Annotated in this window: 16 protein-coding genes; 8 read left to right on the top strand and 8 right to left on the bottom strand. The window is 74.0% G+C overall.

Annotated features, from left to right (window positions below; translation table 11 throughout):
• The first annotated feature begins 72 nt into the window (after positions 1-72).
• The 7 genes from HUN59_RS19930 (at position 73) to HUN59_RS04305 (ending at position 14007) form a co-directional block, all read left to right on the top strand.
• Positions 73-2250: a glycosyltransferase family 39 protein gene (locus tag HUN59_RS19930; protein ID WP_174777606.1), complete on the top strand. Its 2178-nt coding sequence runs from the start codon at positions 73-75 to the stop codon at positions 2248-2250.
• Between the two features lie 32 nt (positions 2251-2282).
• The gene (locus tag HUN59_RS04330) at positions 2283-3005 is read left to right on the top strand and encodes a response regulator transcription factor (RefSeq protein WP_144804916.1); all 723 of its coding nucleotides are present in this window, start codon (positions 2283-2285) and stop codon (positions 3003-3005) included.
• A gap of 74 nt (positions 3006-3079) precedes the next feature.
• Positions 3080-4564, top strand: coding sequence for a sensor histidine kinase (locus HUN59_RS04325; RefSeq protein WP_174777605.1), 1485 nt, complete (start codon positions 3080-3082; stop codon positions 4562-4564).
• Positions 4565-4660: 96 nt separating this feature from the next.
• Positions 4661-4936 (top strand): hypothetical protein, encoded by a 276-nt coding sequence (locus HUN59_RS04320; protein WP_174777604.1) that lies wholly within the window; start codon positions 4661-4663, stop codon positions 4934-4936.
• 75 nt (positions 4937-5011) lie between these two features.
• Entirely contained in the window at positions 5012-6298 is a 1287-nt protein-coding gene (locus HUN59_RS04315) for a glycosyltransferase (RefSeq protein WP_174777603.1), read from the top strand.
• Positions 6299-6616: 318 nt separating this feature from the next.
• Positions 6617-12223, top strand: coding sequence for a glutamate synthase-related protein (locus HUN59_RS04310; RefSeq protein ID WP_217483618.1), 5607 nt, complete (start codon positions 6617-6619; stop codon positions 12221-12223).
• Entirely contained in the window at positions 12220-14007 is a 1788-nt protein-coding gene (locus tag HUN59_RS04305; protein ID WP_174777601.1) for a sulfite reductase subunit alpha, read from the top strand. The genes HUN59_RS04310 and HUN59_RS04305 overlap by 4 nt, the downstream gene beginning before the upstream one ends.
• A 38-nt stretch (positions 14008-14045) precedes the next feature.
• Here HUN59_RS04305 and HUN59_RS04300 read toward each other — a convergent pair whose 3' ends face one another.
• The 8 genes from HUN59_RS04300 to mvk all read right to left on the bottom strand — a co-directional run bounded on the left by HUN59_RS04300 (position 14046) and on the right by mvk (position 22064).
• On the bottom strand, positions 14046-15179 hold the full coding sequence (locus tag HUN59_RS04300) for an alpha/beta hydrolase family protein (RefSeq protein WP_174777600.1): 1134 nt from the start codon (positions 15177-15179) through the stop codon (positions 14046-14048).
• 4 nt (positions 15180-15183) lie between these two features.
• Complete coding sequence (locus HUN59_RS04295; RefSeq protein ID WP_174777599.1) at positions 15184-16089, bottom strand: hypothetical protein; 906 nt, start codon at positions 16087-16089, stop codon at positions 15184-15186.
• On the bottom strand, positions 16089-16589 hold the full coding sequence (locus tag HUN59_RS04290) for a hypothetical protein (RefSeq protein ID WP_174777598.1): 501 nt from the start codon (positions 16587-16589) through the stop codon (positions 16089-16091). Before HUN59_RS04290 ends, HUN59_RS04295 begins: the two co-directional genes overlap by 1 nt.
• 169 nt (positions 16590-16758) lie before the next feature.
• A complete protein-coding gene (locus HUN59_RS04285) occupies positions 16759-17934 on the bottom strand; it encodes a hydroxymethylglutaryl-CoA synthase (RefSeq protein ID WP_141862684.1) in 1176 nt (391 codons plus the stop codon).
• Positions 17931-18995, bottom strand: coding sequence for a hydroxymethylglutaryl-CoA reductase (locus HUN59_RS04280; RefSeq protein ID WP_114850574.1), 1065 nt, complete (start codon positions 18993-18995; stop codon positions 17931-17933). Before HUN59_RS04280 ends, HUN59_RS04285 begins: the two co-directional genes overlap by 4 nt.
• A complete protein-coding gene (locus HUN59_RS04275; protein ID WP_174777597.1) occupies positions 18992-20071 on the bottom strand; it encodes a phosphomevalonate kinase in 1080 nt (359 codons plus the stop codon). The genes HUN59_RS04280 and HUN59_RS04275 overlap by 4 nt, the downstream gene beginning before the upstream one ends.
• A complete protein-coding gene (mvaD, locus tag HUN59_RS04270) occupies positions 20068-21075 on the bottom strand; it encodes a diphosphomevalonate decarboxylase (RefSeq protein ID WP_174777596.1) in 1008 nt (335 codons plus the stop codon). Before mvaD ends, HUN59_RS04275 begins: the two co-directional genes overlap by 4 nt.
• Positions 21072-22064, bottom strand: a complete 993-nt coding sequence (gene mvk / locus HUN59_RS04265; protein ID WP_174777595.1) for a mevalonate kinase — start codon at positions 22062-22064, stop codon at positions 21072-21074. Before mvk ends, mvaD begins: the two co-directional genes overlap by 4 nt.
• A gap of 119 nt (positions 22065-22183) precedes the next feature.
• Here mvk and HUN59_RS04260 point away from each other — a divergent pair.
• The coding region (locus tag HUN59_RS04260) for a DHA2 family efflux MFS transporter permease subunit (RefSeq protein WP_174779366.1) at positions 22184-23830 on the top strand (1647 nt) is incomplete at its 3' end.

Here is a 23830-nt window from a genome sequence, read left to right as displayed (position 1 = left end):
CCACCGACGGTCTTAGGGAGCGCCAAGGCAGCGCATCGGGTCGCACGGGGAACGCCGTGGAGGCTCACCGGCATGACCACGTACCCGACCCCCGTGACCGACCGTCCGGGCCACGCACGTCCCGGCGGGACCACCGCCGCGCGGGACCGGCGTCGGCCGCCGCTCGTCCGCCTGTTCGCCGGCGAGCGCGAGGACGCCCGCTGGCTCCGGCCGGCCTTCTGGGCCCTCCTCGCCCTGACCGCCGTCGTGTACTGCTGGGACCTCAGCGTCTCCGGGTACGCGAACAGCTTCTACGCCGCCGCCGTGCAGGCCGGTACGAAGTCGTGGGAGGCGTTCTTCTTCGGCTCGCTCGACTCGTCGAACTTCATCACCGTCGACAAGCCCCCGGCCTCGCTCTGGGTGATGGTGCTGTCCGCGCGGCTCTTCGGCTTCTCGTCGACGAGCCTGCTGCTGCCCCAAGCGCTCATGGCCGTCGCCTCGGTCGCCCTCGTGTGGGGAACCGTCCGACGGACCCTCGCCCGCCTCGGCACGACCACCGCGAACGTCGGTGCGCTCCTCGCCGGGTTCGTCGTCGCGGCGACCCCGGCGGCGGCGCTGATGTTCCGCTTCGACAACCCGGACGCGCTGCTCGTCCTGCTCATGACCGCGGGTGCGTACTGCACGGTCCGCGCCCTGCCCCGGGGCAGCTGGCGGTGGATCGCCCTCGCGGGGGTCGCCCTCGGCTTCGCGTTCCTGACGAAGATGCTGCAGGGCCTGCTCGTCCTGCCGGCCTTCGGGCTCGTGTACCTGGTCGCCGCACGCACGTCGTGGGGGAAGCGCGCGATCGGCCTCGGCATCGCGGCGGTGTCCCTCGTCGTGTCCGCCGGCTGGTGGGTCGTCGCCGTGGCACTCTGGCCCGCGGAGTCCCGTCCGTACATCGGCGGGTCGACGAACAACACCGTCCTCGACCTCGTCTTCGGGTACAACGGCCTCGGCCGGATCTTCGGCGGCTCGGGCAACGGCGGCGGCGGTGGCGGTGGCGGCATGGGCGGCGGCACCGCGGGTTCGTCGTTCGGCGGCTCGACCGGCCTGGACCGCCTGTTCTCGTCCGAGATGGGGCTCGAGATCTCCTGGCTCCTGCCCGCCGCACTCGTCGCGCTCGTCCTCGGCCTGGTGGTCGTCGGCCGTCGGCACCTCGCCGATCCCGCCCGCGCCGGCCTGGTGCTGTGGGGCGGCTGGCTGCTCGTCACCGGGCTCGTCTTCTCGTTCATGTCCGGCACGATCCACCCGTACTACACGGTGGCCCTCGCCCCGGCGATCGCCGGCCTCGTCGGCACCGGCGGCGCCCTGCTCTGGCACGCCCGCGAGCGCGTCACCGGTCGCCTCGGCCTCGCCGCGATGGTGGGCGGGACCGCGTTCTGGAGCTGGTGCCTGCTGAACGAGGACCCCACCTGGCTCCCCTGGCTGCGCTGGGTGGTGCTGTTCGGCGGACTCCTCGCCGCGGCCGCGATCGTGGTCGGCAGCGTGCCGACCCTCCGCCGCCTGGTCGCCGTGGGCGTCCTCGCCGGCACGCTGTTCGGCCTGACCGGCACCACCGCCTACGCCCTCGTCACGACCACCGTCGCGCACTCCGGGTCGATCCCGAGCGTCGGTCCGGCGGGCAGCAGCTCCGGTGGGTTCGGTGGCGGTCCCGGGGGCGGCGGCATGCCGGGAGGCACGGCAGGCCCCGGCGGGTCGGCCGCCGGTTCCGAGACCGACGGCTCCGACGGCACCGACGGCTCCCAGCAGGGTCCCGGCGGCCAGCCGCCGACCGGCTCGATGCCGACGATGCCCGGCGGCACCACCGGCGAGGGCGCCAGCGGCGAGAGCACGACCGGCGAGGGCGCGACCGGCGTGGATGGCCGGACGGGTGGCGGCGCTGGCGTCGAGGGTGCGACGACCTCCGCGGCGCTCACGAAGCTCCTCGCGGCGACGGACACGACGTGGTCCGCCGCGGTGAACGGTTCCCAGTCGGCCGCACAGCTCGAACTCGACTCCGACACCGCGGTGATGGCGATCGGCGGGTGGTCGAGCGACCCGACGCCGACCCTCGCCGAGTTCAAGGCGCTGGTCGCCGAGGGCAAGATCGGCTACTACATCAGCTCCGGCAGCGGCCGCGGGATGGGCGGCGGCTCGTCCACCGCCTCGGCGATCCAGGAGTGGGTGGCGGCGAACTACGACAGCACCACCGTCGGCGGGTCGACGGTCTACGACCTGACCACCGCGAAGTGATGCACGACGAGGGCCCGGATAGGCTCGCCGACATGGCCGACCGAGCACTGCGGCGGACCGACGGCACGCCCGTCCGGGTCCTCGTCGTCGACGACGAGCACGCGCTCGCCGAGGCCGTCGCCCTCGCGTTCACGGGCGACGGCTGGGCCGTGCGCACCGTGCACCGGGGCCGCGACGTGCTCTTCGCCGCGCGGGAGTTCCTGCCGGACGTGGTCGTGCTCGACGTGATGCTGCCGGACATCGACGGGTTCGAGGTCCTCGAGCGCCTCCGTGACGCCCGGGACCCGGTCCGCGTGCTGTTCCTCACCGCGCGGGACGCCCCCGAGGACCGGCTCGCCGGGCTCACGGGCGGCGGTGACGACTACCTGACCAAGCCCTTCGGCATCGACGAGCTGCTGGTCCGGGCGCGCATCCTCGCCCGCACCGCACCCCAGGTCGTCGCGGCGCCCGGCTCGTCGGCGGTCGTCGTCGGCGACCTCCGGCTCGACGAGGAGGACCGCTCCGTCCGCCGCGGGGACGAGCCGGTCGACCTCACGCCGACCGAGTACGAGCTGCTCCGGCACCTCGCCCGCAACGCGAACCGGGTGCTCTCCCGCGAGCAGATCCTGGCGAGCGTCTGGGGCATGGACTTCGGCACGTCCTCGAACCTGGTCGACATGTACGTCTCGTACCTGCGGAAGAAGCTCGACGCCGGACGCGAGCCGATGCTGCAGACGGTCCGCGGGGCCGGCTACGTGCTGCGGCCGACGACGTGAGCGGTCCCGCGGAGCCGACCCGTGCCTCCCGGCCGGTCCGCACCCCGTCGCTGCGGTGGCGGATCGTGGGGGCCGTGGCGCTCCTGCTCGTCGTGACGAACGTCGTCGTCGGCGCGGTCACCGTCGTCGCCTACCGGGAGTACCTGGTCGGGCGGCTCGACGCCGAGCTGGCGACGGCCGCGGGGCGGACACCAGGCGGCCGCGACGGCGAGCGGCCGAGCGGACCGCCGCCGGGGTCGGACGGGACGTCGTCGGCACGGCCCGACCCGGACAACACCTTCATCGGCGCCCCCGGGCAGGCGGCCGACACGGTGGTGGCGATCTTCCGGGACGGTGACCCGGTGCTGGCCGGCTACACCGACGACGAGGGCCGACAGCACGCGCTGACCGCCGCGCAGCGACGGCAGCTCGGCACCGTGGCGGCCGACGGCGAGCCCGTGACGGTGACCCTCGGGTCGCTCGGCTCGTACCGGGCGCAGGCGGTCGGCGACGACGGCGACGTGTTCGTGACCGCCCTGCCGCTCGGGAACCTCGACGCCGGCATCGTGCGACTGGTCGTCGTGGTCGGGAGCGTCACGCTCCTCGCGCTGGTCGTCGCCGTTTGGGCGCTGACCCTGACGGTCCGTCGGTCGCTGCGCCCGCTCGAGCGCGTGGCGTCGGTCGCGTCGAGCGTCACCGACCTGGACCTCGAGCGCGGTGACCCGGACATCGCGGCCCGGGTCGCACCGGCGGACCTCGTCGTGAACCGCGAGGTCGGCCAGGTCGGCTCGGCCCTGAACCGGCTGCTCGGGCACGTCGCCCGGGCGCTGACCGTCCGACGGGACGCTGAGCGCGGGATGCGGACCTTCGTCGCCGACGCCTCGCACGAGCTGCGCACGCCGATCGCCACAGTCCGGGCCTACGCCGAGCTGTCCCGGACCACCGACGACGTCGACGACCTGCACCGCAACGTCGACCGGATCGGCCGCGAGGCCCGGCGCATGGGCGACCTCGTCGAGGAGCTCCTGCTGCTCGCCCGGCTGGACGCGACCGCGCTGGCCGCCGGACCTGACCCCGTGCGCGAGGTCGTCGACCTGACCGCGACGGTCGTCGAGGCCACCGTGGACGCCCGGGCCACGGCGCCGGGACACCGGTGGACGCTGCAACTCGCGGACGACCACCCGGTCGCGGTGTCCGGCGACCCCGGGCAGCTGCGGCGCGTGGTGACGAACCTGCTGTCGAACGCGCGGACGCACACCCCCGAGGGCACGACGGTCGTGGTCTCGCTCCAGCAGGTCGCGCTGCAGCAGGACTCGCTGCAGCACGACTCCGGCGGCGTTCCGCTCGTGCGGCTCGTGGTCGCGAACGACGGGCCGCCGATCGACGCGGACGTCCTGCCGACGCTGTTCGACCGGTTCACCCGGGGGTCGGCGTCCCGGACGCGGGAGCACGGGACGAGCGGCCTCGGGCTCGCGATCGTGCGCGCGGTCGTCGAGGCGCACGGCGGCACGGTGCGGGTCGTCTCCGAGCCGGGGCGCACGGCGTTCACGGTGGAGCTGCCGGTCCGCCCCGCGTCCTGACCGATCCGGTCGTCCGTCGTCCTGACCGTTCCGGTCCGCCGCTCCGGTCTGCCGCTCCGGCGGGTACGCTGCGGGCACGAGCGGAGGGCGGACGCGATGGACAACCGGTACGACCACCTGCCGGAGCACCCCCGGCCGGAGGACCTCGTGGTCGAGGTCCCGGCGTTCGAGGACGACCGCCCGCAGCCCGAGCCGGAGCCGCCCGCCGGCGCTCCCGAGCTCGTCGCGGCGACGCGCTTCGCGCAGGCCTCGCACGAGCCACCGACCATCCGCCGGACCCAGATGCGCGCGGGCGCCTGGATCGCGGGCGTCCCGATCGCGGCGCTCGCGGTCGTCGCGGTGGTGCAGGTGCTGCTCGGCCTCGGCGACTGAGCCGGGCGCCGCTTCTTACGCGCGGCACAGGGTGCTGCTGCGGTCCGCATCGGAGCGCTGCCGAGCCTGATCGGCATGACGGACTCGGACCAGACCCTCGACATCGACATCGACATCGTGGTGCCCTGCCACAACGAGCAGGACACGCTCGCCGCACACGTCCGGCGCCTGCACCAGTTCTGCCGGACCTCGTTGCAGCACTCGTGGCGGATCACGATCGCGGACAACGCCTCGACCGACGACACCGCGCGCATCGCCGACGACCTCGCGGCCATGCTGCCCGAGGTGCACGCGGTGCACCTGGCGTGCAAGGGACGTGGGCGCGCGCTCAAGGCGGTGTGGGGTGACTCCCCCGCCGCGGTGCTCGTGTACGTGGACGAGGACCTGTCGACGGACCTCGCGGCACTCGAGCCCCTCGTCGCGCCGCTGCTGTCCGGCCACTCCGACGTGGCGATCGGCACGCGGCTGGTCGGGTCCTCCCGCGTGGTCCGGGGCGGCAAGCGCGAGTTCATCTCCCGCTCGTACAACCTGCTCCTCCGCAGCACCATGGGGGTCTCGTTCTCCGACGCGCAGTGCGGGTTCAAGGCCGTCACCCGCGAGGCCGCGGAGCACCTGCTGCCGCTCTGCGAGGACGACGCCTGGTTCTTCGACACCGAGCTGCTCGTGCTGGCGGAGCACGCGGGACTGCGCATCCACGAGGTCCCGGTCGACTGGGTCGACGACGTGAACTCCTCGGTGCACATCGCCTCGACCGCGACCGAGGACCTCAAGGGCATGTGGCGGGTCTCGCGTGGCCTGGCCACCGGACGGATCCCGATCGCCCCGGTGTACGACGCGATCGGCCGGCGTCCGTTCAGCACGCCGCACGTCGGGATCCTGGGACAGGTGCTGCGGTTCGGCACGATCGGGGTCCTCTCCACGCTCGCCTTCGCGCTGCTGTACGCGCTGTTCCGCCCGGCGATCGGTGCGCAGACCGCGGACTTCCTGGCGCTCCTGGTGACGGCGATCGGCAACACCGCCCTCAACCGACGGTTCACGTTCGGTGTGCGCGGCCGTGCCGGTGCCGGCCGACACCACGTGCAGGGGCTCGTCGTGTTCGGGATCGCGTGGGCGATCACGTCCGGGTCGCTCGTGGTGCTGCATGCGACGACGCCCGGGGCGTCGCACGGGGCCGAGGTGCTCGTGCTCACGGGGGCGAACCTCGTCGCGACCGGGGTCCGGTTCGTGCTCTTCAAGGCGTGGGTGTTCCGCACGCGGCGTCGCCCCGTGCTCGTGCGGCCGGGCGACGCACCCGCGCCCGCGCCCGCAGCCGCTCCCGCAACCGGGGGCGAGCGGCAGGTCGTGGAGGAACGCACGAACTGACCGCCCCGCCCGCGGAACGCGGGCGTCGGCGGCTGCTCGCAGCGGGATGTCGCTGCGAGGAACCGCCGACGTTGCGTCTTGCGGAACTGGCACCCGAACCAGAACCGGACCCGCACCGGGACCGCCGCCCGCCCGCCGGACCCGACCCGTGCCTCCCGTCCGGTCGGTCTGTTGCGTGCGCGGTATATCAACCCGTAGCATCGCCCTACCGCACCACCCCACAGGGCCCGGCCACCACCCGACGGTCTGCCCGCGGCGAGCGCTCCACCGATGCAGCCTGGCCGACCGCTGCCGGCACTCGCTCCACTGGACCCGCTCGTGAACCCCTCCCCCTTCGGCCTGTACGACCCTGCTCGCGAATCGAGCGACTGCGGCGTCGGCTTCATCACCCGTCTCGACGGGACCCCGAGCCACGACGTCCTGGTGAAGGGCGACGAGGCGCTGTGCGCGATCCCCCACCGCGGCGGCAAGTCCGCCGAGGGCGTCGGAGACGGCGCGGGCGTGAGCATCGACCTGTCGGTGGAGTTCTTCAGCGCGATCACCGGCCAGACCCTGCGCGCCGGGCACTTCGGCGTCGCGAACTGCTTCGTGCCGTCCGACCCCGACGAGCGTGCCGGCGCCGAACGCCTCGTGACGGCGGAGCTGGCCGAGCAGGGCTTCGAGCTGCTCCTGGTCCGCGACGTCCCGGTCGACCACGGCGTCGCCCGTCCGGAGGCCGAGCAGTACCAGCTGCCGATCGCGCAGTGGGTCTTCCGCGCCCCGGAGTCCTGGTCCCGCGCCGACGTCGACGCCGCGGCGAACCGCGCGCTCCTCGCGATCGAGGCGGTGTCCTACGCCCGCGCCGCCGAGGAGCACGCACCGCACGCCGCCCTGTACCCGCTGTCGCTCAGCGCCCGGACCCAGGTGCTGAAGGGCCGGCTGAACTCGGGCGAGGTGATCGGCTACTTCACCGACCTGCGCGACCCGCGGCACTCGGTCCGGACGCTGTACTTCCACACCCGGTTCTCGACGAACACCGAGCCGCACCCGACGATGGCGCAGCCGTTCCGCCTGATGGCGCACAACGGCGAGCTGAACACCGACCGCAAGAACCGGCTGTCCGACGAGGCCTCGGCGCGCGCCCGCACGCGCAGCATCGTCCGGCCGCCAGGGCAGTCGGACTCGAGCCGGCTCGACCAGACCCTGCAGAGCCGGGTGTTCGACGACGGCCTGGACCTGGTCGAGGCCGTCGTGACGCTCATGCCCCCGGCGTGGGAGAACGACCGCACGCTCACCCCGGCGGTGCGCGACATGCTCGAGTACCACTCGCTGTACGAGGAGAAGAACGACGGTCCCGCCGCCGTGATCTTCAGCGACGGCGACGTGGTCGGCGCCCGCCTCGACCGGCTCGGCCTCCGGCCGCTCCGCACGGTGCAGACCGCCGAGTACCTGATGGTCGCGTCGGAGTCCGGCCAGGTGGCGTTCGCCGCGGACGAGGTCGTGCACCGCGGCCGGATCGAGGCCGGCGGCATGCTCGTCGTCGACCACCGCACGGGTTCGGTGCTGCGCACGCGCGAGGCCCTCGAGCTGCTCGCCGCCCGCAGGCCCTTCGGCGCGCTGCTCGACGCCGCCCGGGTGGAGCTCGACGCCCTGCCCGCGCCCGCGTACGAGCGCGGCACGAGCACGCTCGGCTACGACGGGGACCTGTCGCTCGCCGGGCGCTACGTCGCCTACTCGCTGAACCAGGAGAGTTTCCGGTTCATGCTCGACCCGATGCTCGCGAACGGCTCGGAGCGCATCTCGGCGATGGGCTACGGCAACGCGATCAACGCCCTGAGCGACACCGAGGGCGGCATGGCGAAGTACTTCTCGCAGCGCTTCGCCCAGGTGACGAACCCGCCGCTCGACTCGATCCGCGAGGCCGACGGCATGTCGATGCGCGTGGCCCTCGGCGCCAAGCTCGACGCCCACACGCGGGCGGCCGCTGGTGGACACACCAGCGCGCAGGCCGACACCGGCACGGCCGCCGTCCCGACCCGCCAGATCGTCGTGCAGTCCCCCGTGCTCGGCCACCTCGACATGGTCCGCCTGCGCGACCAGGACGTCGTCCCGCTCGAGCGCTTCGACATGCTCTACGTGCCCGTCGTCGACGACGAGCACGCCAACGCGGACGCCGTCCGCTCCGCCGTCGAGGCCCTGTGCGACCGGGTCGAGGCGTTCGCGCGCACCACGGGCGGCATCGCGGTCCTGACCGACCGCGCGGTGTCCTCGACCCGCGCACCGCTCCCGGTGATCCTGGCGGTCGCGGCCGTGAACCAGCGGCTCATCGAGACCGGCCTGCGCCTGCGCCTGTCGATCGTCGCCGAGTCCGGGCAGCTCCCGTCCTCGCACCACGTGGCCACGGCGCTCGGCTTCGGTGCGTCGGCGGTCTACAGCCTGTCGGCCCGGCTCCGCGCCGAGGTGCAGTACCCCGCCGAGGCCGCCCCCGCCGGCGAGGTCACCGCGACCGACCTGGCCCTGCGGCGCTTCCGGAAGGCGGCCGAGAAGGCCCTCGCCAAGACGATGGGCCGCGTCGGCCTGTGCACCGCGGAGAGCTACATCGGCGGCGCGTTCTTCGAGCCGAACTACCTGGACACCGGGGACGACCTGTTCGCCCGGGTGTTCCCGTACATGCAGGCCCCGGTCGGCGGTGTCGGCTTCACCCGCATCGCACAGGCCGCGACGGAGTGGCACGAGCGCGCCCGCTCGGTCGCGACCGAGGCCCAGGTCCCGCTGCTCGGCCTGTTCAAGGAGCGCTCCGACGGCGCCGGGCACTCGTTCGGCGTCGCGAGCGTCCGCGGCTTCGGCGGGATGACCGAGGAGCGCCCGGCCTTCGAGCGTGCCGGCGGCTCGGAGGCGCTCCGCCTGCTGACCCTCGGCCAGCTCGACGACGCCTTCGGCATCACCGACAGCGCGTACCGGGGCACCGGCTACGACCGGCTGAGCGACGCCGAGGTCGACGCGCACCGCATCACGCCCGGCTACGTGTCGTTCCTGCAGACCACCCACGACGAGCGGTCCCGCCGTCCCGCCGCGCTCCGCGACGTGCTCGCGCTGCCCGCGGACGTCACGGGCATCGACGAGGCCGAGGACTTCGCACGCGAGCTCGGCCGGTTCTCGACGACCGGCAACGCCAGCATCACGGTGCGCGGCCTGTCCGGCTCGCGGCCCGCCTCGCCCGACGGACTGCCGGGAGGCACGACCCGCTTCCGCCTGGAGCTCACGTCGACGGGGCCCACGGGTTCCGCACGCCACCGGGCCCTCGCGGACGGGCTCGCCCTGCTGCACCCGGGCCAGGTGGACGTCGACGCCGTCGACGACGACCAGGTGACGCTCCGCGCCACCGGCGCCGCCGCCGCGCTCCTCGCGCTGCTGCAGGCGGCCCCGGCGAGCGTGGACCTCGACCGGGTGCAGCCCGCGCACGAGATCACCCGCACGCTCGCGTCCGGGGCGATGAGCCACGGCGCCCTCGTCGCCACGGCGCACGAGGCCGTCGCGCACGGCACGAACATGGTCGGCGGCATGTCGAACTCGGGCGAGGGCGGCGAGCACCACTCCCGCTACGGGACGATCCGCGGCTCGAAGATCAAGCAGTTCGCCTCGGGTCGGTTCGGCATCTGGGCGGGCTACCTGGCCGACCCGATGCTCGAGGAGCTCGAGATCAAGATCGGCCAGGGCGCCAAGCCCGGCGAGGGCGGTCAGCTGCCCGCGCCGAAGGTCACGGTGGACATCGCCGCCGCACGCGGGGGCACGCCCGGCGTCGAGCTCATCTCGCCGCCGCCGCACCACGACACGTACTCGATCGAGGACCTCGCGCAGCTCATCCACGACTGCAAGGCCGCCCGCGTCCGGGTCGTCGTGAAGCTCGTGTCCTCCGAGGGCATCGGGACGATCGCCGTCGGCGTCGCGAAGGCCGGCGCGGACGTCATCAACGTCGCGGGGAACACCGGCGGGACGGGTGCCGCGGCGGTCACGAGCCTGAAGTACGCGGGCCGCTCCGCGGAGATCGGCGTCGCCGAGGTGCACCAGGCCCTCGTCGCGAACGGCCTGCGGCAGAAGGTCACGCTCCGCTGCTCCGGCGCCCACCAGACCGGATCGGACGTCGTCACGAGCGCGTTGCTCGGCGGCGACTCGTTCGAGTTCGGCACGACCGCGCTCATGATGCTCGGCTGCGTGATGGCGAAGAACTGCAACGTGAAGTGCCCCGCCGGCCTGACCACGAACGCCGAGGCGTTCGAGGGCGACCCGCGTGCGCTCGCGCAGTACCTGCTCAACATCGCGCACGACGTTCGGCAGATCCTCGCGCGCCTCGGCCTGCGGTCGCTCCGCGAGGCGCGCGGCCGCACCGACCTGCTGCAGCTGCTCGACCACCCGGCGAGCGTCGGCCGGCTCGACGTGCGGGACCTCCTGGCGCAGGTGCCGGAGAAGGTCGTCGCGGACCCGGAGTACCTCGAGAAGGACTACCGGACCGACGACGCGCTCATCGACCAGGTGCGTGCGGCGCTCGTCGACGGACACGAGTGCGCGCTCGTGGTCGACGGCGTCGTCCTCGGCAACGCGGACAAGTCCGTCGGCGGCCAGCTCGGCATCGACATCGAGCGGATCCTGAACCACGAGCTCCGCGGGGTCGACCTGTCCGGGCACCCGGCGATCGCCGAGGACGACCGCGGTCGCCGTCGGCTGGTCGACGGCGCCCTGACGATCCGCACGAGCGGGTCCGCGGGGCAGTCCTACGGGGTCTTCACGAACGACGGCACGACGCTCGACCACACCGGCACCGCGAACGACGGCGTCGGCAAGAGCCAGTCCGGCGGCCGGATCGTCGTCCGCGCGCCGGGCGGCGGCAGTGCCGAGCGCGGCGGCAACGTCCTCGTCGGCAACTTCGCGCTGTTCGGCGCCACGGGCGGCCGGACGTTCGTCGAGGGCGAGGCCGGCGACCGCTTCGCCGTGCGCAACTCCGGGGCGACCGCGGTCGTCGAGGGCCTCGGCGACTTCGGCTGCGAGTACATGACCGGCGGTGCCGTGCTCAACCTCGGCGGCTTCGGCAAGGGGCTCGGGAACGGCATGTCCGGCGGCTTCCTGTACCAGTACGACCCCTCGGGGCAGGTGACCGAGCGCGCGAGCACCGACTCGCTCCTGGTGTTCCCCGTCACGGAGACCGGGCGCGGGGCGTTCCACGAGGCGGCCGCGAAGCTCCTGCTCGAGTGGCACCTCGAGGCGACGGGCTCGGCGCTCGCCGAGCGGCTGCTCGCGGCGTGGGAGACCACCCGCGACCACGTGTACGTCGGCATGCCGCGGGCGCTCCTGCTCAGCCAGGACGCGGACGAGATCCTCGCCGCCGCGACTCGACCGGAGCTCCTCGACGAGCTCGCGACCTCGGTCGCGACGGACAAGCTCCGCGCGTTCAAGACGGACTACCGCGACCGGCGCACCGTGCTCGACGGCCGCGCTCCCGCGCTCGGCGACCAGGGCGAGGACACGTTCGCGCTCCTGTCGTCGTACACCGTGCTCGGGGTCGCCCAGGACGTGGCGCAGGAGCGCGTCCCCGGTGCCGCGGCGGGCGACCCCCGGGTCACCGAGGCGGTCCGCAACCTCGTCCTGACCGAGGACTTCCAGGTCAAGCAGCGGGTCGTGAAGTACCTGCGCCGCACGCTCGAGTCCTTCGCGGACGACGAGCTCGCGACGCTCATCGCGACGAAGCGGCTCGACGACGCCAAGCGTGCGCTCGCGCAGCGGAACAACCGCAGCGCGGACATGCCGGGAACCACGGGGTGGATCATGCACCAGACCGCCAAGAACGCCGGCCGACGCCGAGCCGCACGGTTCGACGAGCTGCTCGCCACAGCGGCGCTCGAGGACATCGCCCGCCGCGCGCCGCTCGCCCCGGTCGAGGCGGTGACGGCATGACGACCATGCCCCCGACCGGGTCGCTCATCCCCGTCGACGCCCCGTTCTCGGCCGCGCAGGAGTCCTGGCTCGCCGGGTTCATCGCGGGCATCGCCGCCGCGGGGAAGAAGGCCGCCCCGGCAGCGCCGACCACGACGATCGACGTGCTGTTCGGCACGCAGACCGGCAACGCGGAACTCCTCGCCGAGGACCTCGTCGCCGGCGCGACCGCCAGGGGCCTCGGCGGTCGGGCGACCCCGCTCGACGCCGTGTCGCCGGAGCAGCTCGCCGGCATGTCGCACGTGCTCGTCGTCACCTCGACGTACGGCGAGGGCGAGATGCCCGACAACGCCGGCCTGTTCTGGGAGGCGCTGCAATCCCCCGCGGTCCCCCGTCTCGAGGGCGTGCAGTACGCGGTGCTCGGACTCGGCGACACGAGCTACGACGAGTTCTGCCAGGCCGGGAAGCTCCTGGACCTGCGGTTCGAGCAGCTCGGCGCGACGCGGGTGCACGACCGGGTGGACTGCGACGTCGACTACGAGGACCCGGCAGCCCTGTGGAGCGCCGCCGTCCTCGACCGGATCGCCGCCCAGGCCGGCGTCGCCGCGACGGGCGGGACCGCCGCTGCCGGGGCCGCGCCGACCGCGACCGCAGCCGGCGGGGCGGGCGCGGGTCGTGCCTCCCGGCCGGGTGCGCAGTGGACCAAGCGCACCCCGTACCGGGCGCCGCTCGTCGTGAACCGGGTGCTCAGTGCGCCGCGGAGCGCGAAGGAGATCCGGCACCTGGAGTTCGACCTCGGTGACTCCGGGATCACGTACGCGGCCGGCGACGCGCTGGCCGTGGTGCCGCACAACGACCCGGCGCTCGTCGACCAGCTGATCGACCACCTCGGCGCGGACGGTGCGGCGGACGTCGACGGCCGACCGCTCGCCGAGGTCCTGCGCGTCGAGCGCGAGATCCGGACGCCGTCGAAGGACCTCGTCGCCGACCTGGTGCAGCGTGCGCCCGCGTCGGAGCTCGCCGCGGTCGTGGCGCACGGCGACAAGCAGGAGCTCGACCGGTGGCTGTGGGGGCGGGACGTCCTCGACCTGCTCGTGGACGCCGGACCCGCGGCGCCGTCGCTCGACGAGCTGCTGCCGAACCTCCGCGGACTGCAGGCGCGGCAGTACTCGATCTCGTCGAGCCCGCTCGCCCACCCCGGCCGCGTGCACCTGACCGTCGCGAGCGTCCGGTACGGGGACACCCGACGCACCCACCACGGCGTCGCGTCGACGTACCTGGCGGACCGGGTGCAGGCGGACGGTGAGGTCGGTGTGTACCTGCAGCCGAACGCCGCGTTCGGGGTGCCGGCCGACGGCGACGCCCCGATGGTGATGATCGGCCCCGGGACCGGGATCGCGCCGTTCCGCGGGTTCCTGCACGAGCGGGCGGCCGCCGGGGCGACCGGGCGCAACTGGCTGTTCTTCGGCGACCAGCACCGCGACACGGACTTCGTCTACGAGGACGAGCTCACCGCGTTCCGGGAGTCCGGCGTGCTCGACCGGCTCGACCTGGCGTTCTCACGCGATCAGGCCGAGAAGGTCTACGTGCAGACCCGGATGCGGGAGCAGGCCGTCGAGCTGTACCGGTGGCTCGAGGACGGCGCGTTCGTGTACGTGTGCGGCGACGCCTCGCGGATGGCGAAGGACGTCGAGCAGGCGCTGCTCGACGTCGTCGCCGAGCAGCGGGGCCGGGGCGCCGACGACGCGCTCGGGTACCTGGCCGACCTGCGGCGCGCGAAGCGGTACGTCCGCGACGTCTACTGACCCGCGCGAGGGGCGCCGATCTGCGCGTGGGGTGCCCCTCAGCGCGCCGGCAGCCCCGCGATCCACCCGGCGACCTGCGCGTCGAACCACGCCGCGTCGAGGTTCCGCTCCCACGCGTGCTCGGCCGAGCCGCTGACCACCAGGGTCACCCGGTCGGGCTCCCCCGCGGCGAACTCCTGGCTCACGGCGAACGGCACGGTGCGGTCCCCGTCGGAGTGCACGAGCAGCGTCGGCGGCAGGGGCGGCGGGACCCGGAGCCACGAGAGCGCCCGGACGTCGACCGGCGCACGGAGCCCGACCACGCGGTGCAGCAGCGGCGTGCGCATCGCCGCGAGGGCCGCGGAGACGACGAACCCGGGCACCGGGGTGCGGGCCGCCTGGAAGCGGACGGCCGCCTCCCAGTCGAGCGCCGGCGCCACGAGCAGCACGCCCGTGACCAGGTCGCGGTGGGCCGAGTGCAGCAGCAGCTCGTGGGTGATCGTGGCGCCCATCGACCAGCCGACCAGGACGATCCGCCGCGCACCGTTCGCGACCGCGTGGTCGAGGGCTGCCTCGACGTCGACCCACTCCCGGGCACCGAGGTGCGACGCGCGTCCCTCCCACGGCGCCTCACCGTCTCCGCGGAACGACGGCACGATCGAGGTCCAGCCGGCCTCGAGCGCCGCCGGGACGGTCCGGAGCGCGGTCACCCGGGTCGTCCGGATGCCGTGCACGTGGACGGCCCACGTGGCCGCGGCGTCGTCGTCGGGGCGGGCGGGGCGCACCACCCACGCGGGTGCCGCGCCGAGCGGGGTCGGGATCGACACCTCTGACCAGTCGACCTCCATCGCGGCGGGGTCGGGGTGCACGTGACCGCTCCACCGGATCCGGGCGGACACCGCGCCGGTCGTCCGGACCACGGCGCGGCGGACGGTGCCGGCGGCCTCGTCGACCTCGAGCACCGGCCCGACCGTGGTGTGTCCGTCGCCCTCGTGCCACAGGCCGTACTCCCCCGGCCGCAGCGTGTCGGCGGTCAGGGGCAGCTGCACCGAGTCGGCGTCCGCGTCGAGCACCGGCGTCCACCGGTGCCGCCCGGGCAGGACGATCTTGCCGACCACCGCACGGACGGCCAGCAGCCCGCCGACCACCACGAGCACCACCAGGGCGACGAGCGCCCACACCACGACCGTCATGCCGTCATCCTCCGAGGTTCCGAGCGAGCAGCCGCTCCGCCGACCGCACGTGCGCGAGCTCGCCCGGGTCGATCGTCCGTCCCTGCACCTCGGCGTCGCGGATCGCGATGACGAGGTTGTACGTCCGCACCCGCAGGTCGGCACGGCGGTCGACGGGCCGCAGGCCGTGGTGTCGGACGACGCGGGCGAGCCGACGGTGGTGCCGGCCGAGCCGCAGGTCGCGGACCCACCGGCGCACCGTGAACGAGGCCATCCCGACGACGACGAGCACGATGCCGAGGTAGAAGGGCGGGTCGAACGCGAACCGCAACGCGTCGCGGACGCCGGGGGTGGCCAGGCCGAGGTGGTCGGCCGTCAGCGACACGATCTCCTCCACGCTGGCCAGGGCGACGAGGACGAGTCCGACCCGGAAGACCCCGAGGGCCCCGCGCCCGGTCGGCATCCCGCGCACGAGCGTCGTCACCGTGATCGCGGCCACGCAGGCCATGTAGACCGAGGCGTAGAGCCACATCGCGGTCTGGTCGATGCCGAGCACGATGAAGTGGAACGCGGTCGTGCCCCGGTCGGTGATGCAGGCGAACGGGATCGTGAACGCGGTGACCATCGCGAGCAGCGCGAGGGGGTGCGCCAGGACCGGTCGGCGCGGCAGGTCGCCCGTGGACGCGCGGAGCATGAGCCAGAAGGCGGTGGTCGCGCAGACGTTCTGCACGAGGTTGACGAGGTTCGTGCCGCCGAGCCACCCGTCGAGCACGGTCTGCGGCACGACGCTGCCGAGGGTGAGGAGCCCGAGGGCACCCACCCCGGTCGCCGCCCAGGCCGCACGACCGCGCGGGTTCCGCCGCACCGACGGCGTCCGCGCCGCGAAGATGAAGGCCGCGCACCAGAAGGTGGCGGCGTGCAGGGCACCCATCAGCCGTAGGCCCGCTCGTCCGACGACCCCGCGCCGAGCAGGACGGTGGCGACCTCGTACGCGAAGTCCTCCGCGAAGTGCTCGTCGTCGCCGGACACGCTCACGAGCCCGTGCCCGGCAGTCTGCGTCGGGTCGTCCCCGTGCGCCGCGCTCCGGCCGTCGACGTCCCGTTGGCACACGTTCGTCCCTGCGGCGAGCGACGCGACCGATGCGGGCGTCGGCGCCCCGGCGTCGCCGTGCAGCAGGTGCCCGAGCTCGTGCAGCACGCAGTGCATGCGGTACAGGGGCGGCACGGCGGCGGGGACGAGCACGAGGTTCTCGTGCGGCGCCTGCGAGACGAGTGCGGTGAGGCTGCCCCACGACGGGCCGTCCACGTCGACGACGCGTGTCGGCGTGCCGACCGTGCGGGCGACCGCGGCCACGACGTCGTCGAGACGCGGGTCGGCCGGCAGCGTGCGCACGAGGTCGGCGACCACCGTCGTCACGTCCCGCTCGGCCATCGACTCCCCCTCGTCCCGTGGACAGCCTACCGGCGCGGATCCACGCGGCCGGCCGTGCGATCCGGGCGGCGTCGGCGCGGGCGGTCGCGGGGTGCCCGGACGACGGACGGGAGGATCGTGGCGGGCCCGCCACGATCCTCCCGTCCGCGTCCTGGTGGGCCGGACCCGCTCAGTCCTGCGCGACCGCCTCGTAGTGGCGCGCGCCACCGCGCACCCCGGCGAACCGGTACGGACCGGCGGTGACCCGGGGACGCTCGACGTCCTCGCTGGTGGCGGCGCCGCCGGCGTGCAGCGCGCGGTACTCGTCGACCGTCAGCCGGACGCGCGCGTCGAGCACCGCGCGCACGCGACCCTCGCGGCGGTGCGACCGGTAGTCGGGCTGCACGATGCCCGTCATGAGCTCGCCGACGCTGCCGGAGCCGTAGCTGAACATCGCGATGCGCTGCCCGCCGAGCTCGTCGTCCAGGTCGAGGAGTGCCGCGAGGCCGATCCAGATCGACGCCGTGTAGGTGTTGCCGGTCTGCCGGTTGTAGGTGAAGCCGATCGCGAGCTCGGACTCGTCGAAGGGCTCCCCGACGTGCTGCGTCAGCTTCCGGTGCGCCTTGAGGGCCATCTTCGTGAACGGCTGGTGGTGCACGAAGCGGGTGATGTCGGCGTACGCGGGACCGCCCTGCGCGGCGAGGTCGTCCCAGGCACCGACGAAGGCGTCGACGTACGCGCTCACCGAGAGCCGCCCGTCGACGAGCGCCGTGGAGCGGTCGTTCGGACGCCAGAAGTCGTCGACGTCGGCGGTGAAGACACCGGCGGCCGGCTCGAGCTCGACGAGGTCCGGGTCCGCGGACACCAGGATCGCGGCGGCACCGGCGCCCTGCGTGGGCTCGGCCGCGGTGTCGACGTCGTAGCGCGCGACGTCGGCGGCGATCACGAGCACCCGCTCGTGCGGGGCGCGCGCGACGATGCCGAGCGCGAGCTGCACGGCCGCGGTCCCGCCGTAGCAGGCCTGCTTGAGCTCGACGACGCGCACCGACTGCGGCAGGCCGAGCAGCCCGTGCACGAAGACGCCGGCGGCCTTGGACTGGTCGACGCCGGACTCGGTGGCGAACAGGACCGTGCGGATGCCCTCGACGCCGTGGCGGTCGATGACCTCCTTCGCGGCGGCGGCCCCCATCGTGACGATGTCCTCGTCGGGCGCGGGCACGCTGAAGGCGTCCTGGCCGATGCCGACGTGGTACTTCGCGGGGTCGACACCCAGGCGCTCGGCGAGGTCGTCGAGCTCGAGCACGTGGTGGCCGGTGGCGATCGCGATGTCGTGGATGCCGATGCTCAGCGGCTGCTGCGCGGTCATGCTGCACCTCCTGCAGGCCGGGAGCCCCGGCGTTCCATGGCGACGTGGGCCGCCATCAGTTCTCCGGGGTTCGTCTGGGCGGCGAGCAGGGAGAGCTCACCGCAGAGGACCGTGGCGGCGCACAGGGCCGCCAGGCGTCGGGCGTTCGCGCCGGGTTCGCGTTCCTCGCGGCAGCCGAGCCGCACGAGCGCGTCCTCGACGACCGGCAGGTCGCCGCCCTTGCCGTTGCCGACCGTGCCGACGATCAGGTGCGGCAGCGCGGTCGAGAAGTACAGGTCGTCGCCGCGGGCCTCGGCGTAGGTGATGCCCTGCGAGCCCTCGACGATGTTCGCGGCGTCCTGCCCGGTGGCCAGGTAGAAGCCGAGGAGCATGTTCGCGTAGTGCGCGTTCGCGGAGCGCAGGGCACCGGCGATCGTCGACCCGACGAGGTTCTTCGCGACGTTGAGCTCGGCGATCCGCGCGGCACTCGACCGGAGCCGCTTCTCGACGACCTCGCCCGGGATGACGATCTCGGCGATGGTGTTCCGGCCGCGTCCGCGGATCCCGTTCACCGCCGTGGCCTTCTTGTCGGTGCAGAAGTTGCCCGAGACGCTGACGTACCGCAGGCCCGGCTCCCACGCGAGGATCGCCGGCAGCAGCTTGTCCGCCGCCTGCGTGACCATGTTGTGGCCGGAGGCGTCGCCCGTGGTGAACGCGAAGCGCAGGAACAGCAGGTCGCCGACGATCTCCGGGTGCACCTCGATCAGCTTCGCGAACCGGCTCTGCCCGGCGACGAGCTGCTCGAGCTCGTCCTGGCGCGCCAGGATCCGCCCCGCGGCGATGTGCGCGGCGGCGGCACTGTCGGCCTTCACGACGACGGAGCGGGTCATGCGCTCGTCGACGACGGTCGCGACGATCCCGCCCTCGACCATCCGCGAGACACGGGCACCGCGGCCGACGGACGGCCAGAGCGGCGACTCGTACGTCGCGAGCGGCACCTCGTGCTCGCCCTCGACGGCGTTGCCGCTCACGCGGATCGGCCCCACCCACTTCGTGGGGATCGGGGTCAGCAGGTCGGTCATTCGACGCTCCCTTCGGGCGCTTGCACCGCGACGCTGAGGTGTCTGATGTCGTGCGCCTCCCAGGCGCGGTGGATGCCGGCGAGGTCGGTGTCCGCCGGGACGAGCGCGATGCCGCAGTCGCCGCCGCCGGCGCCGGACGGCTTCGCCGCCCCACCGGCCGCCTCGACCACGTCGCACAGGGTCGCGAGACGCTCGGTCTCGATCTGCGACCCGACCGAGGCGCCGAGCCCCTGCAGGAGCGTGCGGGCGCGTCGCAGGGCGTCGAGCGTCCGCGCCGCGTCACCGGAACGGAGGCCCGTGGTCAGGTCGTCGACGCAGGTCCGGCTCTCGTCGAGGAACGCCGGGTAGCCACCGTTGCGGTGGCGCCGCACGACGTCGACGAGCTTCGTCGTGGACGCGGGCGAACCGGTCCAGCCGACCAGCAGTTCGAGGTCCTTCGGCGCCGGCAGCCGTTCGACGTCGAAGCCGGCCCAGGCGTCCGCGTCGGCCAGGACCTCGGACACCGTCCGGCCGCCGAGCATCCCCGCGAGGCGCTCCCGGTCGGGCGCGCTGTACCGCAGCCACCCGCCGAACGTGCTCGCCGCGAGGTCGCCGCCGGACGCCCGGGGGTTCACCCGGATGGTGGCGAGCAGGGCGACCCGGAAGCGGTCGCGCTGGGACAGCCCGATGCCGTAGAAGCGGTCGAGCGCGCCGACGGTCGCGACGGTCACGGCGGCGGAGGACCCGAGCCCGAACTTCCGACCGCTGGCGTCGTCGAGCTGGCTCTCGATCCGCAGGTCGTGGAACCGCGGGGCGATCCCCCGCTCGGCGCGGAGCTTCTCGACGAGGTCGATCGTCGCCATCACGTAGTCGTACGGGTGGTGCTCGCGGTCGAGTGCGAGCCCGTCGTCCGCGCGGGTCCATGTGAGCGGCAGGTGGCCGTACTCCTCGGAGTGCACGCTGCCCGAGCCGTGGCCCTCGGCGACCCGGGCCGTGATGGCGCGGTCGAGGGCGATGAGCACGGACGGCTGCCCGGGCTCGACGACGGCGTACTCGCCCGCGACGAACAGCTTGCCGTGGGCGCGGAACTCGATCACTCGGCGGTCTCCTCCGGTCGGACGGCACCCGCTCCAGGTGCCTCCGTTCCTTCGGAGCGGAGCAAGTGCGCGCCTGGTCCGGTACCGGACTCGATGACGTCTCCCAGGTCGGCGAGCGCGGCAGCGACGGCGCCGCGGTCCTCGGGCGTGGTGAGCACGACGACGTTCGGCCCGGCGTCGGCCGTGGCGTACGCGGTCAGCCCGTCGGCACGGAGCCCGGCGACGGCGTCGAACACGGCGACGCTCCGGGCGTTCAGGTAGCGGATCGGCGGGAACGCGCCCTCGATGGTGGCGTGCATGCGGAGCGCGTTGCTCTCGGTGAGCTCGCCGATGCGGGCGAAGTCGCCGGCGGCGCACGCGGCGAGCATGTCGTCGACGGTGGCCGTGGTCGACTCGACCCACGCCGGGTAGAACGGCGAGGTCGCGATCGTGCGGCGCATCGCCTCGCGCGACCCGATCGCCTTCTCGCCGGCCGAGATCGTCACGACCACCATCGCCATCGGCGGCGCGGGGACGCGTTCGGCGAACGACGCCTGGTCGTCGCCAGCGTGCCACACCGCGACGCCGCCGGGGATCGACCGGGTGGCGGAACCGGAGCCGCGACGGGCGAGCCGGGACAGGTCGCGCTCGGACAGGTCGAGCCCGTACGCGGCGGCCGCGGCCGTCGCGAGCGCCGCGAAGCCCGACGCGCTCGACGCGAGTCCGGCGCCGGTCGGCACGGTGTTCTCCGACACCACCGCGGCGTGCACGGACGACCCCGCGGCCCGGCGCACGAGGTCGAGGAACTGCTGCACGCGGAGCAGGGCGCCGTCCGGGGCCGCGCCGCCGTTCAGCACGAGCGAGTCCGCCGCCGCGGCACCGTCGAGCGTGACGGTGGTGGTCGTCGGGAACACGTCGAGGCCCATCGACACGCTGCCCGTCGCCGGGAGGGCGAGCTGCGCGTCGGCCTTGCCCCAGTACTTCACGAGCGCGATGTTGGGGTGCGCGACGGCGGTGGCGGTCATAGGGCGCGGGCTCCGATCGTGGTGGTCCAGGTCTCCGTCGCGCCGGCGGCACGGAGGGCCGTCGCGACGCGGTCGGCGTGCGCGGCGTCCGCGACGAGCGCGAGGACGCATCCGCCGCGCCCACCGCCGGTGAGCTTCGCGCCGAGGGCGTCCGCACGGCGTGCGGCGTCGACGAGCCGGTCGAGGTCCGCGCTCGACACGTCGAGTTCGGTGAGCAGTCCGTGCGCGGCGTCCATCGTGGCACCGAGGCCCTGTGCGTCGCCGTCCACGAGTGTCCCCCGTGCGCGACGGGCGAGGTCGCCGATCGCCGCGACCACGGCGTCGACGGCCTGCGGGTCGCGGTCGTGCCGCTCCCGCACGGCGGCGACGGCCTCGCGCGTGTGCCCGGGGACGCCGGTGTCGGCGACGACGAACGTGAACGCGGCGCCGAGCGGGACGGGTTCGACGACGCCGTCCTCGAACCACACCGGGACGTCGGCGACCACACCGCGGGCGTCGAGCCCGGACGGTCGGCCGTGGGCGACCCGCTCGCACTCCTGCACGAGCTCGTGGTGCTCCTGCGCTTCCAGGGTCCGGTCGAAGACGTCGGCGACGGCGGCCGTGACGGCGGCGGCGACCGCGGCGCTCGACCCCATGCCGCGGGCGGTCGGCACGGCGCTGTCGACGCGGACGTGCAGGTGCTGCCCCGGGGCGCCGAGGTGCCGCAGCGTGGCCGTGACCGCCGTGACGGTCGGCAGCACGGCGGCGGGCGCGGTGTCGAGCGGACCGGTGTGCACGGTGGACTCCAGTGCGCTGCCCGAGGTCGACGACACCGGGGTCGCGGTCGCGGTCACGCGGACGTCCAGGACGGGCAGCACGAGTGCGGGTACGCCGTACACCACGGCGTGCTCGCCGATCAGGATCGTCTTGCCGTGGGAGGACCCGGTCCCGGTGCGGAGGGTGGTGCCCGGGTGCGGGGTCGCGGTGCGGTCGGTGTCGTGGTTGGTCATCGTGGCTCAGGTCAGCCTAACCGGACGCGGGCGGTACGGGACGTGTGCGCCCGCCGGACGCGTCCCCGGACACATCGTTCCCGGACGCGCACGGGCCGCAGGCGTACAGTGTCGTCAGCATGCTGACGATCTCCGTCGGCCGACCACCAGGAGGGCCCGTGCAGACCCCGTCCGTCCCCGACCGCCGCCGCTGGGCGGGACTCGTCGTCATCAGCGTCGCGGTCTCCCTGATCATCGTCGACTCGACGATCGTGAACGTCGCGATCCCGAGCATCGTCGCCGACCTGGACATCGGCTCGACGCTCGTGCAGTGGGTCCAGGAGAGCTACACCCTGGTGTTCGCCGCACTGCTGCTCGTGTTCGGGTCGCTCGCCGACCGCTACGGACGCCGGCGCCTGCTGACGATCGGCGTCTCGGTCTTCGTGGTGGCCTCGGTGCTCGCGGCGATCGCGCCGACGGGAGACCTGCTCGTCGCGGCCCGCATCCTGCAGGGCCTGGGCGGCGCGATGGTGCTCCCGACCACGCTGTCGCTCGTCAACGCGACCTTCACCGGGCGCGAGCGTGGCATCGCCTTCGCGGTCTGGGGATCGACCATCGGCGGCATGGTCGCGGTCGGCCCGCTGCTCGGCGGCTGGCTGACGACGGACTTCTCGTGGCGCTGGGCCTTCGGGATCAACGTGCCGCTCGGCATCGCGATCGTCGTCGGTGCGTTCCTCACCGTCCGGGAGTCCCAGGACGCCGCACACGCCGGCGGGACCGACGTGGTCGGTGCCGTGCTCAGCGTGCTGACGAGCGCGTCGCTCGTGTTCGGCTTGATCGAGGGGCGGACGTACGGGTGGTGGACGCCCGCGGAGCGCTTCCGCGTCGGCGACTGGGCATGGCCGGCGGACACCTCCCCGATCCCGTTCGCCTTCGCGCTGACGATCGTCGCCGGGATCGCCTTCGTCGCCTGGTCCCGACGCCGGCAGCGCTCGGGACGCTCGACCCTGATCGCGCTCGACCTGTTCCGCATCGGCTCGTTCCGGAACGGGTCGATCGCAGCCCTGATCGTGTCGCTCGGCGAGTTCGGGATCGTCCTGTCACTGCCGCTCTGGCTGCAGAACGTGCTCGGCTACTCGGCACTGCAGACCGGCTTCGTCCTGCTCGCACTGGCGATCGGCTCGTTCGTGGCGAGCGGGTTCGCGGCCACCGCCGGCCAGCGGATCGGCCCCCTCCCCATCGTCCGCATCGGCATCGCCGCGGAGATCGTCGGGGTCGCGGCGATCGGGTTCGTCGTCTCCGCGGACACGCCGTGGTGGGCGGTCGTGCCGTGCCTGTTCGTCTACGGGTTCGGCGTCGGGCTCGCGACCGCACAGCTGACCGGGGTCGTGCTGCAGGACATCCCGGTGGAGCGCAGCGGCGAGGCGTCCGGCGCCCAGAGCACCGCGCGGCAGATCGGGTCGGCGCTCGGCATCGCGGTGCTCGGGACGGTGCTCTTCACCAGCACGGGCGGACTCCTCCAGCAGCGGCTCGAGGACGCCGGGACCCCGTCCGGCGTCGCGTCCCGGGTGTCCGACGCGGTCGTGACGTCCTCGGGCGGGGCGATCGCCGGCCTCCGGGAGCGCGACGCCGCGACCGCCGACGTCGCCGCGACGGCCTTCAGCGACGGGACCCGAGCCGCAGCGTGGTCCGCTGCCGGGTTCCTCGTGCTCGGCCTGGCCGCGACGCTCCGGCTCCGTCGCCCCGACCCGACCCCTGACGAGCAGCCGACCGCCCGGACGACCGCC

The organism is Curtobacterium sp. Csp2 (genome assembly GCF_013347165.1).
This window is presented reverse-complemented; position numbering and strand designations above follow the sequence as displayed.

Bases quoted from the DNA above. Each gene is read 5' to 3' on its own strand.
- HUN59_RS19930 (WP_174777606.1), top strand. From the start codon at position 73: ATGACCACGTACCCGACCCCCGTGACCGACCGTCCGGGCCACGCACGT.
- HUN59_RS04330 (WP_144804916.1), top strand. From the start codon at position 2,283: ATGGCCGACCGAGCACTGCGGCGGACCGACGGCACGCCCGTCCGGGTC.
- HUN59_RS04320 (WP_174777604.1), top strand. From the start codon at position 4,661: ATGGACAACCGGTACGACCACCTGCCGGAGCACCCCCGGCCGGAGGAC.
- HUN59_RS04315 (WP_174777603.1), top strand. From the start codon at position 5,012: ATGACGGACTCGGACCAGACCCTCGACATCGACATCGACATCGTGGTG.
- HUN59_RS04305 (WP_174777601.1), top strand. From the start codon at position 12,220: ATGACGACCATGCCCCCGACCGGGTCGCTCATCCCCGTCGACGCCCCG.
- HUN59_RS04300 (WP_174777600.1), bottom strand. From the start codon at position 15,179: ATGACGGTCGTGGTGTGGGCGCTCGTCGCCCTGGTGGTGCTCGTGGTG.
- HUN59_RS04295 (WP_174777599.1), bottom strand. From the start codon at position 16,089: ATGGGTGCCCTGCACGCCGCCACCTTCTGGTGCGCGGCCTTCATCTTC.
- HUN59_RS04290 (WP_174777598.1), bottom strand. From the start codon at position 16,589: ATGGCCGAGCGGGACGTGACGACGGTGGTCGCCGACCTCGTGCGCACG.
- HUN59_RS04285 (WP_141862684.1), bottom strand. From the start codon at position 17,934: ATGACCGCGCAGCAGCCGCTGAGCATCGGCATCCACGACATCGCGATC.
- HUN59_RS04280 (WP_114850574.1), bottom strand. From the start codon at position 18,995: ATGACCGACCTGCTGACCCCGATCCCCACGAAGTGGGTGGGGCCGATC.
- mvaD (WP_174777596.1), bottom strand. From the start codon at position 21,075: ATGACCGCCACCGCCGTCGCGCACCCCAACATCGCGCTCGTGAAGTAC.
- mvk (WP_174777595.1), bottom strand. From the start codon at position 22,064: ATGACCAACCACGACACCGACCGCACCGCGACCCCGCACCCGGGCACC.